The 14,793-nt window shown below is 63.1% G+C and carries 14 protein-coding genes and 1 tRNA gene; 11 read left to right on the forward strand and 4 right to left on the reverse strand.

Going from position 1 to position 14,793, the window contains the following annotated elements:
- Window positions 1–6 precede the first annotated feature (6 nt).
- The gene (locus BMX04_RS03900; RefSeq protein WP_074785095.1) at window positions 7–600 is read left to right on the forward strand and encodes an HD domain-containing protein; all 594 of its coding nucleotides are present in this window, start codon (window positions 7–9) and stop codon (window positions 598–600) included.
- A gap of 42 nt (window positions 601–642) precedes the next feature.
- On the opposite strand, the gene BMX04_RS03905 is transcribed toward BMX04_RS03900, so the two are convergent.
- Window positions 643–718: transfer RNA gene (locus BMX04_RS03905), tRNA-Thr, on the reverse strand.
- 213 nt (window positions 719–931) lie between these two features.
- Between BMX04_RS03905 and BMX04_RS03910 the strand changes: the two genes are divergently transcribed.
- Window positions 932–1,765 (forward strand): bifunctional allantoicase/(S)-ureidoglycine aminohydrolase, encoded by an 834-nt coding sequence (locus BMX04_RS03910; RefSeq protein WP_074785210.1) that lies wholly within the window; start codon window positions 932–934, stop codon window positions 1,763–1,765.
- Window positions 1,766–2,012: 247 nt separating this feature from the next.
- Here BMX04_RS03910 and BMX04_RS03915 read toward each other — a convergent pair whose 3' ends face one another.
- Together BMX04_RS03915 and puuE are read right to left on the reverse strand one after the other, a co-directional pair.
- Window positions 2,013–2,513, reverse strand: a complete 501-nt coding sequence (locus BMX04_RS03915; RefSeq protein ID WP_074785096.1) for an ureidoglycolate lyase — start codon at window positions 2,511–2,513, stop codon at window positions 2,013–2,015.
- Window positions 2,510–3,925: an allantoinase PuuE gene (puuE, locus tag BMX04_RS03920; RefSeq protein ID WP_074785097.1), complete on the reverse strand. Its 1,416-nt coding sequence runs from the start codon at window positions 3,923–3,925 to the stop codon at window positions 2,510–2,512. The genes BMX04_RS03915 and puuE overlap by 4 nt, the downstream gene beginning before the upstream one ends.
- 171 nt (window positions 3,926–4,096) lie before the next feature.
- Here puuE and uraH point away from each other — a divergent pair, with 171 nt between their 5' ends.
- Window positions 4,097–4,450 carry a hydroxyisourate hydrolase gene (uraH, locus tag BMX04_RS03925; protein WP_074785211.1) on the forward strand — a complete coding sequence of 118 codons (354 nt, stop codon included), beginning with the start codon at window positions 4,097–4,099 and terminating at the stop codon, window positions 4,448–4,450.
- A gap of 90 nt (window positions 4,451–4,540) precedes the next feature.
- Here the strand turns inward: uraH and BMX04_RS03930 are convergent, their stop codons facing one another.
- On the reverse strand, window positions 4,541–5,446 hold the full coding sequence (locus BMX04_RS03930) for a LysR family transcriptional regulator (protein WP_074785098.1): 906 nt from the start codon (window positions 5,444–5,446) through the stop codon (window positions 4,541–4,543).
- A gap of 110 nt (window positions 5,447–5,556) precedes the next feature.
- Between BMX04_RS03930 and BMX04_RS03935 the strand changes: the two genes are divergently transcribed.
- From BMX04_RS03935 to BMX04_RS03970, 8 genes are all read left to right on the forward strand, one after another.
- Window positions 5,557–6,795, forward strand: coding sequence for a urate hydroxylase PuuD (locus BMX04_RS03935; RefSeq protein ID WP_074785099.1), 1,239 nt, complete (start codon window positions 5,557–5,559; stop codon window positions 6,793–6,795).
- Between the two features lie 132 nt (window positions 6,796–6,927).
- Window positions 6,928–7,821, forward strand: coding sequence for a UTP--glucose-1-phosphate uridylyltransferase GalU (galU, locus tag BMX04_RS03940; protein ID WP_074785212.1), 894 nt, complete (start codon window positions 6,928–6,930; stop codon window positions 7,819–7,821).
- Window positions 7,822–7,842: 21 nt separating this feature from the next.
- The gene (gene galE, locus BMX04_RS03945) at window positions 7,843–8,826 is read left to right on the forward strand and encodes a UDP-glucose 4-epimerase GalE (protein ID WP_074785100.1); all 984 of its coding nucleotides are present in this window, start codon (window positions 7,843–7,845) and stop codon (window positions 8,824–8,826) included.
- A 35-nt stretch (window positions 8,827–8,861) separates the two neighbouring features.
- Window positions 8,862–9,893 (forward strand): glycosyltransferase family 2 protein, encoded by a 1,032-nt coding sequence (locus BMX04_RS03950; protein WP_083398077.1) that lies wholly within the window; start codon window positions 8,862–8,864, stop codon window positions 9,891–9,893.
- Window positions 9,894–10,111: 218 nt separating this feature from the next.
- Complete coding sequence (locus BMX04_RS03955; protein WP_074785101.1) at window positions 10,112–10,729, forward strand: biliverdin-producing heme oxygenase; 618 nt, start codon at window positions 10,112–10,114, stop codon at window positions 10,727–10,729.
- Window positions 10,726–13,020 (forward strand): ATP-binding protein, encoded by a 2,295-nt coding sequence (locus tag BMX04_RS03960; protein WP_074785102.1) that lies wholly within the window; start codon window positions 10,726–10,728, stop codon window positions 13,018–13,020. Before BMX04_RS03955 ends, BMX04_RS03960 begins: the two co-directional genes overlap by 4 nt.
- Window positions 13,004–13,612: a response regulator transcription factor gene (locus BMX04_RS03965; protein WP_074785103.1), complete on the forward strand. Its 609-nt coding sequence runs from the start codon at window positions 13,004–13,006 to the stop codon at window positions 13,610–13,612. The genes BMX04_RS03960 and BMX04_RS03965 overlap by 17 nt, the downstream gene beginning before the upstream one ends.
- 145 nt (window positions 13,613–13,757) lie before the next feature.
- Entirely contained in the window at window positions 13,758–14,684 is a 927-nt protein-coding gene (locus tag BMX04_RS03970) for a cobalamin B12-binding domain-containing protein (protein WP_074785104.1), read from the forward strand.
- Window positions 14,685–14,793 lie beyond the last annotated feature (109 nt).

Raw genomic sequence — 14,793 nt, forward strand, 5'->3', positions numbered from 1 at the left:
GGCCCCATGCCCACACCCCGCGCCTGGCAAAAGATGCTCTCGGGTCGCAGGCTCGACCTGCTCGACCCGACCCCGGTCGATATCGAGATCGAGGATATCGCCCATGGTCTCAGCTTTGTGGCGCGCTGGAACGGGCAGACGCTGGGTGATTTCGCCTATTCCGTGGCCGAGCATTCGCTGCTGGTGGAGCGGCTCTATTCGCGCCTCAATCCGCGTGCGCCCGCCAAATGGCGGCTGGCGGCGCTGTTGCACGATGCGCCAGAATACGTGATCGGCGACATGATCTCGCCGGTGAAGAACGCGGTCGGGCCGGGCTATGACGCGCTCGACAAGCGGCTTGCTGCGGCGGTGCATATCCGCTTTGGCCTGCCCGCGACGATCCCGGTGCCGGTGAAGAAGCAGATCAAGAAGGCGGACAGGATCAGCGCCTGGATGGAAGCCACGGAAATCGCCGGTTTCACTGTCGCCGAGGCTGATCGCTTTTTCGGCAAGCCGGACCCGGAGGTGATCCGTGACCTGAGCATCGCCCTGCGCCCGCCCACCGACACCCGTGCCGCCTATACCGCACGGCATCATGCGCTCTTGGCCGAGATGGGGTGATTCTGCCCGGTCCGGATATCTGTATGGAAAAGCGGAGAAGAGTGGTGCCGCTGAAGGGACTCGAACCCCCGACCCCATCATTACGAATGACGTGCTCTACCAGCTGAGCTACAGCGGCCTTCTTCCCGTATCGCGCCCGCCTGTGCGGGGCGATATGACGCCAGCCCATTAAACGATCCCCCGGTACCGCGCAAGGCCCGTTGCGCGGGCTGCGGGTGGAATCTACCTTCCGGCTTTTCCTGACAGGCTTTCAAATAATACCGGTAGTGTCCTGACCGGGCCGGGCATGGCATAGAGGGTCATGCGTGACGATCAGACGAAAGGCCCGGACATGAGCAGCCCCTCTTACTACGCACCGACAGGCGGCCTGCCGCCGCAAACGCGGCTTTTGACGGACCGTGCGGTTTTTACCGACGCCTATGCCGTCATTCCCAAGGGAACCTTCAGCGACATCGTGACCAGCCTGCTGCCATTCTGGGAGAAGTCGCGGTTCTGGGTGATCGCGCGGCCTCTGTCGGGGTTTGCCGAGACGTTCTCGCAATATATCGCCGAGGTTGGACCCGGCGGCGGCAGCGACCGGCCGGAGACCGAGCCGGAGGCCGAGGCGGTGCTGTTCGTGGTCGAGGGACGGCTGTCGCTGACGGTCGAGGACACGGCGCATGAGATGAGCGAGGGGGGCTATGCCTATATCCCGCCCGGGGCCAAATGGACGCTGCGCAATACCGGGTCCGGGGTTGTGCGGTTTCACTGGCTGCGCAAGCGCTATCAGCGGGTGGACGGGCTGGATGCGCCGGAGGTGCTGGTGCTGAACGAGCGCGACATCGCGCCCACCGAGATGCCCGACACCGGTGGGGTCTGGGCGACCACGCGATTTGTCGACCCGGATGATCTGCGCCATGACATGCATGTGACCATCGTCACGTTTCAGCCCGGGGGGGTCATTCCCTTTGCCGAGACGCATGTGATGGAACACGGGCTCTATGTGCTGGAGGGCAAGGCGGTCTACCGGCTCAACCAGGATTGGGTGGAGGTCGAGGCGGGAGATTTCATGTGGCTGCGCGCGTTCTGTCCGCAGGCCTGTTATGCGGGCGGGCCGGGGCCGTTTCGCTACCTGCTTTACAAGGACGTCAACCGGCATATGCCGTTGACCTTTGGCGGGGGGTGAAGGGGGCTAGTGGCCTTGAGCGGACGTTGAGTGACCCGTAGAAGGTGCCGCGCGGTCGCAGGGCCGGGCACTGGCGAAGCAACGGTTGTTGCCCGCACTTTATCTCAGCCAAGTCATTCTAAACTCAACACGTTACGCGCCATTCCAAATCGCCAGGCCGCGGGACGGCCCGGCGATTGCGCGGCACCTTCGGTGCGTTTCGCGCGGGATGCTGCAATGTCAGCTCTAGGCCAAAATCTACAGTCCTCTACACCTCCAGCGCCTCGATCAGATACGGTCGCTCGAACCAGTGTTCCTCGAGATTGGGGCCTGTGCCGATGCGGTCCACCACGGCGAATTGTCCGGCCGTGTCGAGCGGTGTCAGCACCCCGTGCCAAACCCCGCGATGCAGGTTGATGGCCTGTCCCGGTTCGGTGACGAAGGCGCGCGGTGTGTCCGGCACGCCGCCTGCATCAGCCGCCACGATCACGAGGCAGCGCCATGGGCCGAGCGGGATGAAGGCCTGACTGCCAAGCGGGTGGCGTTCGACCATCTCTACCAGATGCGGCAGGTGGCGCGCCTGCGCGTCAAACAGGCTGATGCCTGCGCGCCCGTCGGCGAAATCGAGCTGCGCCAGGTCGCTATGTCGGGCGCAGAGCCCTTGATTGATCATCACAGTGGGCGTCGCACGGGCCGCGATCACGTCACCGAAGGGGGCGAACTCCGAAGCGGTCAACGGTGCTGCGGTGAGCGGGAGGGGGCGGCTCATGTCAGCATCTCGCGCAGGCGCAGGGCGGCGATGCGTTCGACCTGACGGCAGGCCTCGGCGAACTCGGCCCCGCTGTCCTGGGCCAGCCGCCGCTCCATCGCGGCGCGAATGCCTGCGGTGTCGTGGTCGCGCACCGCGATGATGAAGGGAAAGCCGTGCCGCGCCACGTAATCGGCGTTGAGCCGTTCAAAGGCGGCGCGGTCTGCATCGCTGAGGCGGTCGAGACCTGCCCCCGCCTGTTCCGCCGCGCTCTCGGCGCTGAGGCGACCGGCGGCGGCCAGTTTTCCGGCCAGATCGGGATGCGCGCGCAGGACGCCCAGCCGTTCCTCGCGGGTGGCGGTGCGAAACGCGCGGCAGAGCGCGTTATGCACCCCCGCCGCGCAATCATGTGCCGGGCCGAGTTCGAGCGCATGGGCGCGCCCGGCCACCCAGGGCGAGTGTTCGAACACACCGCCGAAACGGGCAACAAAGCGCGCCTGATCCATCTCGCTCGGGCGCTCTTGCCGCTTGGGCGGGTGAACCTTTGCCCAATGCTCGGCGATGTCGATGCGGCGGGGGCACCAGACGCCATCAAAGCCTTGGATATGCTCGATGAAGCGGCGCAGCCCGGCGAGTTTGCCGGGGCGTCCGATCAGGCGGCAATGAAGGCCCACGGTCATCATCTTCGGCGCGCCCGCCACGCCTTCGGCATAGAGCGTGTCGAACGTGTCGCGCAGATAGCTTTCGAACTGCTCGCCGGTGATCCAGCCGGGGGAGGTTGCGAAACGCATGTCGTTGCATTCGAGCGTGTAGGGGATGATCAGCTGATCGCGCCCGGCGACCTGCATCCAATGCGGCAGATCATCGTCATAGGTATCCGAGATATAGGCGAGTTGCCCGGTCTCGGCGGCCAGCCGCACGGTATTGGTGCTGCAGCGCCCGGTATACCAGCCGCGCGGCGGCGCGCCGGTGACTTCCTGATGCAGGCGGATCGCCTCGGAGATAGCGGCGCGTTCTTCGTCCTCGGGCATGTCCTTGTGCTCGACCCATTTCAGGCCGTGGCTGGCGATTTCCCAATCGGCAGCTTGCATCGCCGCCACCTGTTCGGGGCTGCGCGCGAGTGCCGAGGCGACGCCGTAGATCGTGAGCGGAATGCTCGCGCCGGTGAAGAGACGATGCAGCCGCCAGAACCCGGCGCGCGCGCCGTAGTCGTATATCGACTCCATGTTCCAATGGCGCTGTCCGGGCCAGGGGGCCGCACCGGGAATGTCCGAAAGGAACGCCTCGGAGGCGGGATCTCCATGCAGCACGCAATTCTCGCCACCCTCTTCGTAGTTGAGGACGAATTGCACGGCGATGCGCGCCCCGCCCGGCCAGTGCGGATCGGGGGCGTTCGGGCCGTGGCCGCGAAGATCACGAGGGTAACGTTGCATCAGTCTCCACCGGTTGTTGCGCGCCGGGTGCCCGGCGGTGTCAGTCTAGGGCAAGCCGATCAAAAGCACTTTCCAATATCACTTGAAAGAGTTGTTTCCGAATATGCGTGCCACCACCTTGTGCAGGGCGCGCGGCCTGCGCCATGATATGAGACGATGAAGGGGGTCGAAATGACAGGCTATCTGACGACGCATGTTCTGGATACGGCACGCGGTCAGCCCGCTGCCGGACTGACGATAGAGCTGTTTCGGATGGAGGGTGAAACGCGCACGCATATCCGCACGCTGACGACGGATGCCGATGGCCGCACCGATGGGCCGATCCTGCCGGAGGATGCGTTCGCGCCCGGCACCTATGAGCTGGTGTTTCATGCCGGGGCTTACCTGGATGCGATGGGGTTGGCCGCGGATGGTCCCCGGTTTCTCGACCTCATTCCGATCCGGTTCGGCATGGCGAAGGCCGCGCATTACCATGTGCCGCTGTTGCTGTCGCCGTTCGGATATTCGACCTATCGGGGGAGTTGAGCGGGGCTGAGGTGGTTGGCCTGTAGTGGAGCTTGAACGCATACGGGTTGAGCCGCGCGGGGGTAGAGGCCGGACAGCACCTTTTGAAAGTCACCCCGGCATCGCCCCGAGAATACGCTCGATCATGAATTCGATCAGCAGCCGCGCCTTGGGGTCCTGCCGCCGTTTATGGGGATAGAGACAGGCCATCTGGATCGGCACCGGCGGCTCGCTCTCCAGCACCGGGACAAGGCGGCCGGCCTCGAGATGGTCATGCACTTCAAAGCGCGGTTTGAGGATGATGCCGTGCCCGTTGAGCGCCCATTGCGTCAGCGCATCACCATGGTCCGACTCGAACGGCCCCGAAACCGAGATGCGCCGCACGCCGCCGGGCGTGCGCAGCGGCCACTGGAATTCGGGCGCGCCGGCATAGCGCAGGTTCAGGCAGTCATGCGCGCCCGAGGCAAGACTGTCGCTGGTCTCGGGCAGTCCCTTGCGGGCGATATAGGCGGGTGCGGCGCACAGGATACGTTCGCAATCGGCGATCTTGCGGATGCGCAGTGACGAATCTTCGGGCACGCCGAGAAAGAACATCGCATCGAGCCCCTCGGTGGCCAGATCGAGCCTGCGATCGGACAGGCGCAGGCGGATGTTGATCAGCGGATAGAGCGCCTTGAACTCGGGCACGGCGGGGGCGATGATCCGCTGGCCAAGGCCAAGCGGGGCCGCGATATGTAGCGTGCCGCGCGGGCTGCGGGTGACCTGCCCTATTTCGGCCTCGGCCTCGTCCACTGCCTCGATGATCCTGAGCGCGCTGTGGTAAAAAAGCGCGCCCTGCTCGGTCGGGTTGAGTTTGCGCGTGGTGCGCTGAAACAGGCGGATGTCGAGATGCTCTTCGAGAGCGGCGATGCGGGCAGAGGCGACGGCCGCCGAAATCCGCTGATCGCGCGCGGCGGCGGACATGCTGCCCAATTCATAGACGCGCACGAATGTCCTGATATTCTCCAGATAGGCCATGCGCCGAGATTATTAGCGTATTCTTGAAACAGCTAGGGATTTTTCCCGGATGCAGGGCAATCACGTCTTGTGGCATGCAGGGGGCGCGAAGAGAACACGGAGGTCGCGACATGCTTGATCCTGCCATCATCTGGGACTGGCTCGGTTTTGCGCTGCGCTGGCTGCATGTCATCACGGCGATGGCGTGGATCGGATCGTCATTCTATTTCATCGCGCTCGACCTGGGGCTGCGGCAGGCGGATGACCTGCCCGAGGGCGCGCAGGGCGAGGAATGGCAGGTGCATGGCGGCGGGTTCTACCATATCCGCAAATACCTCGTGGCGCCGACGCGTATGCCCGAGCATCTGACCTGGTTCAAATGGGAGAGTTATTCGACATGGCTGTCGGGGGCGGCACTGTTGATGGTGGTCTACTGGGCGGGGGCCGAGATCTACCTGATCGCGCCTGAAAGCGGGTTGAGCACGGGGCAAGGGATTGCGTTTTCCGCCGCCTCTCTGGGTCTTGGCTGGGTGATCTATGACCGGTTGTGCAAATCCGGGCTGGCGGGGCGGCCGACGCTGTTGATGCTGGTGCTGTTCGCGCTGCTGGTCGCGATGGGCTGGGGTTATACGCAGGTCTTCACGGGCCGCGCGATGATGCTGCATCTGGGGGCGTTTACCGCCACGATCATGACGGCTAACGTGTTTTTCATCATCATGCCCAATCAGCGCATCGTGGTGGCCGATCTCAAGGCCGGGCGCGTGCCGGACGGTAAATACGGGCGTATCGCCAAGCTGCGCTCGACCCATAACAATTACCTCACGCTGCCGGTGATCTTCCTGATGCTGAGCAATCACTACCCGCTGGCCTTTGCCACGGAGTATAACTGGATCATCGCGGCGCTGGTGTTCCTGATGGGGGTGACGATCCGGCATTTCTTCAACAGCATTCATGCGGGCGGCGGCTATCGCTGGTGGACATGGGCGGTGACGGTGTTGCTCTTTGCCGCGATCATCTGGTTATCGACGGCCCCGTTGCGTCATGATGCGTTCGACGACAGCGCAGCGCGCGCCCTCACCCCGCGCGAGCGGGTCTTTGCCGAGGCAGAGGGCTTTGACGAAGTCGCGGCGATCATTCCGGGGCGCTGTTCCATGTGCCATGCGCGCGCGCCCTATTTCGAGGGCATCCACCACGCCCCGAAGAATGTTCTGCTGGAGACCGAGGCTGATATCGCCCATGCGGCGCGGGCGATTTACATGCACGCCGGAGTTACCCACGCGATGCCGCCTGCCAATCTCAGTTACATGGAAGACGCTGAGCGGCGGGCGGTGCGGCGCTGGTATCGCGCGGCAAAAGCCGACGGCGGATAGGCGCGCGTTGTGCCATTGCCACGCGGGTGGCATGATTCTGCCAAAAAAGTTTCAAACTTTCCCCTTAACCGCATACAAACCCCCGCGTTGTTGTGTATGATAGCGCAAAGATAATGAGTTGAGGTGCAGGCGATGCGTCGCAAGGTGACGAAGGCGATTTTTCCCGTGGCGGGGCTGGGAACACGGTTCCTGCCCGCGACGAAATCGGTGCCAAAGGAAATCATGACGCTGGTGGACCGCCCGCTCGTGCAATACGCCATCGACGAGGCGCGCGCGGCGGGGATCAAGGAGTTCATCTTCGTCACCTCGCGCGGCAAGAGCGCGCTGGAGGATTACTTTGACAACGCCCCGCAGCTGGAGCAGGAATTGCGCCGCAAGGGCAAGGACGAGCTGCTGGAAATCCTCAAGTCCACCAATATGGACAGTGGCGAGATTGCCTATATGCGCCAGCACAAGCCGCTTGGCCTTGGTCACGCGGTCTGGTGCGCGCGGCGCTTCATCGCCAACGAGCCCTTTGCCGTGATCCTGCCCGATGACGTGATCGCCGCCGAAAAGCCGTGCCTGCAACAGATGGTCGAGGCGTTCGAGGACACCCAGAGCAACATGGTCGCGGCGATGGACGTGCCGGACACTGCGACGCAATCCTACGGTATTCTCGACGTGAAAGAGGATATGGGCAACATCGTCTCGACCAAGGGAATGGTGGAAAAGCCCGAACCGGGCAGCGCGCCGTCGAACCTTGCGGTGATCGGGCGCTATATCCTGACGCCCACCGTTCTGCAGAAGCTCAACAAGAAGCAGACCGGCGCAGGCGGCGAGATTCAGCTGACCGACGCCATCGACGCGGCGCGTGAGGAGGGCGAGGAGGTGCATGGCTTCCGCTTTCGCGGGCAACGCTTCGATTGCGGTTCCAAGGCGGGGTTCCTGCAGGCCACGGTGGCCTTTGCCCTCGCCCGCGACGAGCTGCGCGACGAGCTGTGGAACTACATCTCGGATATCGTTCATGCCGAAAAAGCCGCGCAGTGACCGCACGCACAGGGGCGCGCTTTGACAAATGTTCTGGTCACCGGCGGCGCGGGGTATATCGGCAGCCACGCCTGCAAGGCCCTGTCCAAGGCGGGCTATACCCCCGTCACCTATGACAATCTCAGCACGGGATGGGAGGACGCGGTCAAGTTCGGCCCGTTCGAGAAGGGCTGTCTGACCGACCGGGCGCGGCTCGACCAGATATTCGCCGCCTATCAGCCGCAGGCGGTGATGCATTTCGCGGCCCTCAGCCAGGTTGGCGAGAGCATGCGCGAACCGGGGCTTTACTGGCACAACAATGTCGCCGGGTCGCTCTGCCTGATGCAGGCGGCGGTGGCGGCGGGCTGTCTCGATCTGGTGTTTTCGTCCACCTGTGCCACCTATGGCGATCAGGACAACGTGCTGCTGGATGAGGGATGCGCGCAGTATCCGATCAACGCCTATGGCGCATCGAAACGCGCGATCGAGGACATGCTGCGCGATTTCGAGGCCGCGTATGGCCTGCGGCACGTGATCTTTCGCTATTTCAACGTGGCAGGCGCCGATCCCGAGGCCGAGGTGGGCGAGTTTCACCAGCCCGAGACGCATCTCATCCCGCTGATGCTGGATGCGATCGACGGCAAGCGTGACGCGCTGACGATCTTCGGCACCGACTACGACACGCCCGACGGCACCTGCATCCGCGATTACGTGCATGTCTGCGATCTGGTGGAGGCCCATGTGCTGGGGCTGAACTGGCTGGAGGAGGGGCGCGGCAGCCGGGTGTTCAACCTGGGCACCGGCACCGGGTTTTCGGTGCGCGAGGTGATCGACCACTCGGCGGCGGTGACCAACCGCGCGGTGCCGATTGTCGAAGGGCCGCGCCGCCCGGGCGATTGCACGCGGCTCGTCTCGGGCTCGACCCGGGCGACGGCGGACCTCGGCTGGCAGCCCGGACGCTCGACGCTGACGCAGATGATCGGCGACGCGTGGCGCTGGCATCAGTCTGGACATTACGCGAAATAGCACCGACCCTGCCGGATGGGGATCAAGAGGGCCGCATGGGCAGAGGCGACGGGATACGCGACATGGCGATGGCCTATCGCCTGCGGTGGAGGCGCCGCCGCCTGCTGTGGCGCAGTTTCCGCAAGCGCCGGGAGTTGCGCGCGGTCACCGACCGCACGGCGCAGATCAGACCCGGCGACATCCTGTGCTTCGGCACCATGCGCAACGAGGCACTGCGGTTGCCGTATTTCCTCGAGCATCACCGGCAACTGGGGGTGCGGCATTTCCTGATCGTCGAGAATGCCAGCACCGACGGCACGCGCGAGTATCTGGCGGTGCAGCCCGATGTCTCGCTCTGGAGCACGGCGCAGAGTTACAAGCTGTCGCGCTTTGGCGTCGATTGGCTGACATGGTTGCAGATCCGGCACGGGCATGGCCATTGGTGCCTGACGCTCGATGCCGATGAATGCCTCGTTTATCCCTATCATGACACCCGGCCCCTGCCTGCGCTCTGCGACTGGCTGGAGGGGCAGGGGCGGGCCTCGTTCGGCGCTCTGATGCTGGACATGTATCCCGAGGGGCGGCTCTCGGCGTATCCCTATGCGGCGGGGGATGATCCGTTCGAGCGGCTGTGCTGGTTCGATGGCGGCAATTACACGATGCGCCGCAAGCCGGACCTGCAGAACCTGTGGATACAGGGCGGGCCGCGTGCGCGGATGTTCTTTGCCGGCGAGCCGCGCCGCGCGCCCACGATGGGCAAGGTGCCGCTGGTCAAATGGAACCGGCGCTATGCCTATGTCAGCTCCGCGCATTCGCTGCTGCCAAGGCGGCTCAACCATGTCTATGATGGGCTGGGGGGAGAGTTGATCTCGGGCGTGCTGTTGCACAGCAAGTTCCTGAACACGGTCGTGGAACGGTCTGCCGAGGAAAAGGCACGGCAGGAGCATTTCGCCAACAGCCAGCTTTACGAGGGCTATTACGACGCGCTGACCGAGGACCCGGACCTGTGGTGCGACGCCTCGACACGGATCACCGGCTGGCGACAGCTAGAGGCGATGGGCCTGATGTCGCGTGGCGGGTGGGTGTAGGGCACCTCAGCCAGTCCTTGAGAGCCGCGAAGAGCATATGCACTTTGAGAACGATACTTCGCCGGATCTGTCTTGCCAGTGCCGAAACCGCGAAACACTTGGTTTGCCATTCAATTTTTGGGATGCGCGAAATTCATGCTACGGTCTCCCCAGAAACGGAATATTCAACATTGGAGTGACGCGTGCCTACGGCCAAGGGTTCACCTCGGAATGTCTCATTGCGCGACCAACTGCGCGCGCATACGCATCAACAACACGAGCGGTTACACGAGCACGCTTGTTTTCAGGCACTGTTCGACCAGACTCTCGGCATCGTTGATTACCGGGATCTGATCTTGCGGCTTTACGGGTTTTACCAGCCGCTTGACCGGGCGATTGGGCGCGCGATTTCATGTGGAGCGGCATGCACTGCCGGTTACGATTACGCGGAACGGGCCGGGTATCTGGCGCAAGACCTGGCGGATCTGGGATGGAGCGCCCAGGCGATCGAAGAGAGCCCGCGATGCAGCGAGGCGTTCGATATCGTGTCTCCCGTGTCGCTGGGCGGTATCCTCTACGTGATCGAAGGCGCGACACTCGGGGGCGCGCGCATCGACCGCGCCGCGCGCCGGTTGCTTGAGCGCGAAGACGAAGCGGGTCGGCGGTTCTGGTCATGGTGCCGGGCGGTGGGTGGCCACCGCTGGCCGATGACCAACGCATACCTCGAGGGGCTGGAGGCCGAGGGGGCCGCCGTCAGTGACCTGAGACAGGGTGCTCACGACACGTTCCGGCTGCTGGCAGACTGGCTTGCGCCGCTGGACCATTCAGCCCCTCTTGCCGTTGCGAGGGTGCCATGACGCTGGATACCGTCAACCTCGAAACCTGCGACCGGGAGCCGATCCACCTGATCGGCGCGGTCCAGCCGCATGGTGCCCTGATTGCAATCGACGGGGAGCGATTCACCGTCGAATTCGCGAGCAGGAATACGGCGTCTTTCATCGGGCTCGGGCCCGAGCAGATCCTCGGGAAGGATATTGCCAGGCTCATCGGTGAGACCAATGCACGGCATTTGCGGAGCCTGACGCTGGGACGGTCGACCCCGGACCTTCTCAGCCCTTGGTTCTTAAGTTTTCCGGGGCCCGACGGCACGCGGATAGATCTGGAATGCCTGCCACATCGAAGCAACGGTCATATCGTTCTCGAACTGTTGCACCCCGAGCCTGCGCCGGCGCGCGTTTGGGAAGATGAATATCTGCGCCGGGAGTTCATCTCGGAACTTGTCACGCCGGGCGCGCTCGAGGATCTTGCCAATGCGAGCGCGCGGATCATCCGCGATGTGACCGGGTTCGACCGGGTGATGATCTACCGGTTCGCCGAGGACAAGCATGGCGAGGTCATCGCCGAGAGTACCAATCGCCCTGACAGCTTTCTCGGGCTGCACTATCCCGCGTCCGATATTCCCGATCCGGCGCGGCGGCATTTTCTGCTGAACGTCGTGCGGGCGATCCCCGACATCAACAGCGAGCGGGTGCCGATCATCAGCCGCAAGGGTGGCGTCGCCGACGCGCAATCCGCGTCTCCGCTGGATCTGACGTTTTCCAAACTTCGTGCCGTCGCCCCGGTGCATGTTGAGTATCTCAACAACATGGGCGTGGCGGCTAGCCTGTCTATTTCACTGGTCACCAACAACCAGCTCTGGGGGCTGGTCGCCTGCCACAACTACGAGCCGCGCGAGATATCTTCGAGCCGGTTGCGGTTTGCCGAACTCCTGGGGAGCACCACCTCTGCGCTGCTGCAAAGTATCGAGAGCACCAATCAGCTTCAGACGAGCATCACCGCCGAGAAGACGGCCTTTCGCATAGAGCAACAGGCGCGTGGCGGCACGTCGCTGCGGTCGTTGATAGACGACTGGGCCCCGGTGCTGATGCAATTGATCGACGCGCAGGGGATGTTGCTTTTTCGGGGCGATGGCGTCGTCGCGTTCGGCGCGGTGCCGGACAAGCCTCTGGATTTTTCCGGTCTTTGCAAGCTGCAGGCGGACGGCGTTGCAACGACCGCGCAGCTGTCGGACCATATCAATATGGACGCGGAGCAATTGACGGTGGCCGCCGGCGCCGCGCTTCTTGATCTGTCCGAAGATGGCCGGGATTATCTGGTTTTTCTGCGCAGCGATTTCGAGCAGACGATCCGCTGGGCCGGAAAGCCCGACAAGGTCGAGACCACCACGGAAGGCGGGGTCACGCGGCTGTCGCCGCGTGGCTCCTTCGCGCTTTGGCGCGAGGAGCGACGCGGCCAGAGCCGTCCCTTTTCGGCGATGGACCGTGATGCGCTGCGCATCCTGCGCCGGGCGCTTTTCGCTCTGAACAGCCTGGAACACGAGCGCGCCGCACGCGAGGCGCAAAAGACTGCGGAGGAGAAGGAAACCCGCTTGCGGCACGCGCTTCTCGATGCGTCGCGGGCCAGCTCGATGGGTGAGCTTGCCTCGGCGATCGCGCATGAGCTGAACCAGCCCCTGTCAGCGATTTCCAATTACATCAGCGCGTGCCGCCAGGAATTGAGGAACGCCGACGTCGAAATCCCGGAGCGGGCGGCGCAGCTTATCGACGAGGCCGTCGCCGAAACGACCCGGGCCGGTGACCTGATGCGCCGCATGCGCAATTTCATATCCGCAGGCGATCTGAATGCCGAATATATCGACCTGAACAAGGCCATCCAGCAGGGTATCGACCTTGCGCTCGCCTATGTCGATCTGCCAAGGCTTCAGGTCAATCTGCTGTTGGACCAAGGCATTCCACGGGTTCTTGCCGACCCGGTACAGATCGGTCAGGTCATGTTGAACCTGGCGCGCAACAGTATCGCGGCGATGCAGGGGGAAAGGGTCCAGAAACTGACCGTCGAGGTGATAAGATCGGGCCAGTGGGTCAAAGTATATGTCCGTGATACCGGGCACGGGATACCAACGGAACAGCGCAAGTACCTGTTCGAGCCGTTCAACACATCGACCACGCAGGGCATGGGCATAGGCCTCTCTTTGTGCCGCTCAATCATCGAGGCACATGAGGGCCGGATCTGGGCCGAACCCGCAAAGACCGGCTCGGTATTCGTGTTTCAACTGCCGATCGAGGGGGCAAATGGCGAACAGGCCTGATCAGGACTTTTCGGTCTATGTCGTCGAGGACGACGAGTCCGTGCGCAACTCCTTCTGCGCGCTGTTGAACGCGCATGGCTATGCGACACTGCCCTGCGAGTCGGCGGAAGGCTTCCTGAAGACGTTCGACCCGGAGCAGAAGGCGTGCATGCTGCTCGACGTTAGGCTGCCGGGAATGAGTGGCCCGCAATTGCAGGCTCAGCTTGCCGAGATGAGCATAGATATTCCGATCATCGTCGTCACCGCACATGGCGACGTTCCGATCGCCGTTCAGGTCATGCGTAACGGGGCCATCGACTTTATCGAGAAGCCGACAGAGGCTGGTCGGCTTCTCGAAGCGATCGAATTGGCCGGGGGGCTGCTGGCCAACCGGACCCCCTTCGAGCTTCCCAAGAAGATCATTGCCGACCGCTTGGCGAAACTGACCGACCGGGAGAAAGAAGTGCTCCGCCACATGCTCGAGGGAAAGCTCAACAAGGAAATCGCCGCGGAGCTTGGGATTAGCCGCCGGACCATCGAGGTTCACCGCTGGCGTATCCGCGAGAAAATGCAGGTGCGCGGCATTGCCGATCTGATCCGGATGCTGGGCTAGTGCCGACGTCAAACCATGTACGCATAAGTACGTAGTGGTAATGCCCAACTATCCCACCAACACACTATCATCCTACGCTCGGTTGTCTCGATCAAGAATTCGAGACACCTCGATTAGTCTGGCCTTGGGCCGTCGTAGGTAAGGAATGCCGATCCTCGAGGCAATATGGATGTCGGGAGGGGAACGTTTGTATACCGCAGCACCACTACTGATCTACGCGGGTTCCGGGAATGATGACTCGGTCCCGTGCGACGCAGCGCATATCAACGGCAAACCGCCTTTGCACCTGCTGGCCGGTCTCGCCCATGAGGTCGTCCGCCGCATCGCCTATCGGGAAAAGGACGCCGATGCGCTGCCGCACGCGCCCTCCGCAGAGGAGGTTGAGGAGCTCTGCATGGCGCTGCTGTCGAAAGACGGCGCGGCATCGGCGGAGGAGATCATATCCAGCCTCGCGAAAGATACCACGACGGAGGTGATCTATCTCAAATACCTTGCCGCTGCCGCGCGCATGCTTGGGGATTGGTGGACCGAGGACCGGGTGAGTTTCACCGACGTGACCGCAGCGACCGGGCGCATTTTCGAATTGCTGCGGAAGATCACCATCACCGCGCATCCCGGCTCGAACAGGCAGGATCTGACTGTTGTCTTTGCCTCGGTCCCGGGCGAACACCATACGCTTGGCATCCGTATGGCCGCGGATCTGTTTCGTGATGACGGATGGGAGATCGCGCTCAAGATCGGCTTGAGCGAAGCGGAACTGGTCGCCGAGATCAAGAAACTGCCGCGCTGCATCGTCGGGCTATCCATTGGCGGGCGGCACTCGCTCGAAAGGCTTTCCGGTCTTGTGGAGGCGCTGCACAGGCACTGCCCCCAGGCCGCCATTGTCGTGAGTGGGCAAGACGTCGACGAGCTCAGACCGCGCCTGTCCGCGATGGGTCTTGACGGTGTCGCGGCTGAGATCAACGAGGCGAAAGAACATATTTCGGCCCTGTGGGACCGCGAAATGGCAAGAAAGTCTTTTTCCCTGCTTGATAACGGCGAGCCCCAAGACCGGCTACTCCTGAAGGAGTAGAAGGATCCGGGATCGAACGCTCGCTACACCCGATCAGCACGAATAGTGACCTTTTTAAAGTTTCGACTATGTTCCGAAAGCCTCCTTTCAATTCAGACCGAGCGAATGC

This window comes from Roseovarius tolerans (assembly GCF_900109855.1).
Lineage (GTDB): Bacteria > Pseudomonadota > Alphaproteobacteria > Rhodobacterales > Rhodobacteraceae > Roseovarius > Roseovarius tolerans.

What these genes read in the sequence shown, in the direction of transcription:
- BMX04_RS03900 (WP_074785095.1), top strand. Translation starts at nt 7, where the DNA reads ATGCCCACACCCCGCGCCTGGCAAAAGATGCTCTCGGGTCGCAGGCTC.
- BMX04_RS03910 (WP_074785210.1), top strand. Translation starts at nt 932, where the DNA reads ATGAGCAGCCCCTCTTACTACGCACCGACAGGCGGCCTGCCGCCGCAA.
- BMX04_RS03915 (WP_074785096.1), bottom strand. Translation starts at nt 2,513, where the DNA reads ATGAGCCGCCCCCTCCCGCTCACCGCAGCACCGTTGACCGCTTCGGAG.
- puuE (WP_074785097.1), bottom strand. Translation starts at nt 3,925, where the DNA reads ATGCAACGTTACCCTCGTGATCTTCGCGGCCACGGCCCGAACGCCCCC.
- uraH (WP_074785211.1), top strand. Translation starts at nt 4,097, where the DNA reads ATGACAGGCTATCTGACGACGCATGTTCTGGATACGGCACGCGGTCAG.
- BMX04_RS03930 (WP_074785098.1), bottom strand. Translation starts at nt 5,446, where the DNA reads ATGGCCTATCTGGAGAATATCAGGACATTCGTGCGCGTCTATGAATTG.
- BMX04_RS03935 (WP_074785099.1), top strand. Translation starts at nt 5,557, where the DNA reads ATGCTTGATCCTGCCATCATCTGGGACTGGCTCGGTTTTGCGCTGCGC.
- galU (WP_074785212.1), top strand. Translation starts at nt 6,928, where the DNA reads ATGCGTCGCAAGGTGACGAAGGCGATTTTTCCCGTGGCGGGGCTGGGA.
- BMX04_RS03950 (WP_083398077.1), top strand. Translation starts at nt 8,862, where the DNA reads ATGGGCAGAGGCGACGGGATACGCGACATGGCGATGGCCTATCGCCTG.
- BMX04_RS03960 (WP_074785102.1), top strand. Translation starts at nt 10,726, where the DNA reads ATGACGCTGGATACCGTCAACCTCGAAACCTGCGACCGGGAGCCGATC.
- BMX04_RS03965 (WP_074785103.1), top strand. Translation starts at nt 13,004, where the DNA reads ATGGCGAACAGGCCTGATCAGGACTTTTCGGTCTATGTCGTCGAGGAC.
- BMX04_RS03970 (WP_074785104.1), top strand. Translation starts at nt 13,758, where the DNA reads ATGCCGATCCTCGAGGCAATATGGATGTCGGGAGGGGAACGTTTGTAT.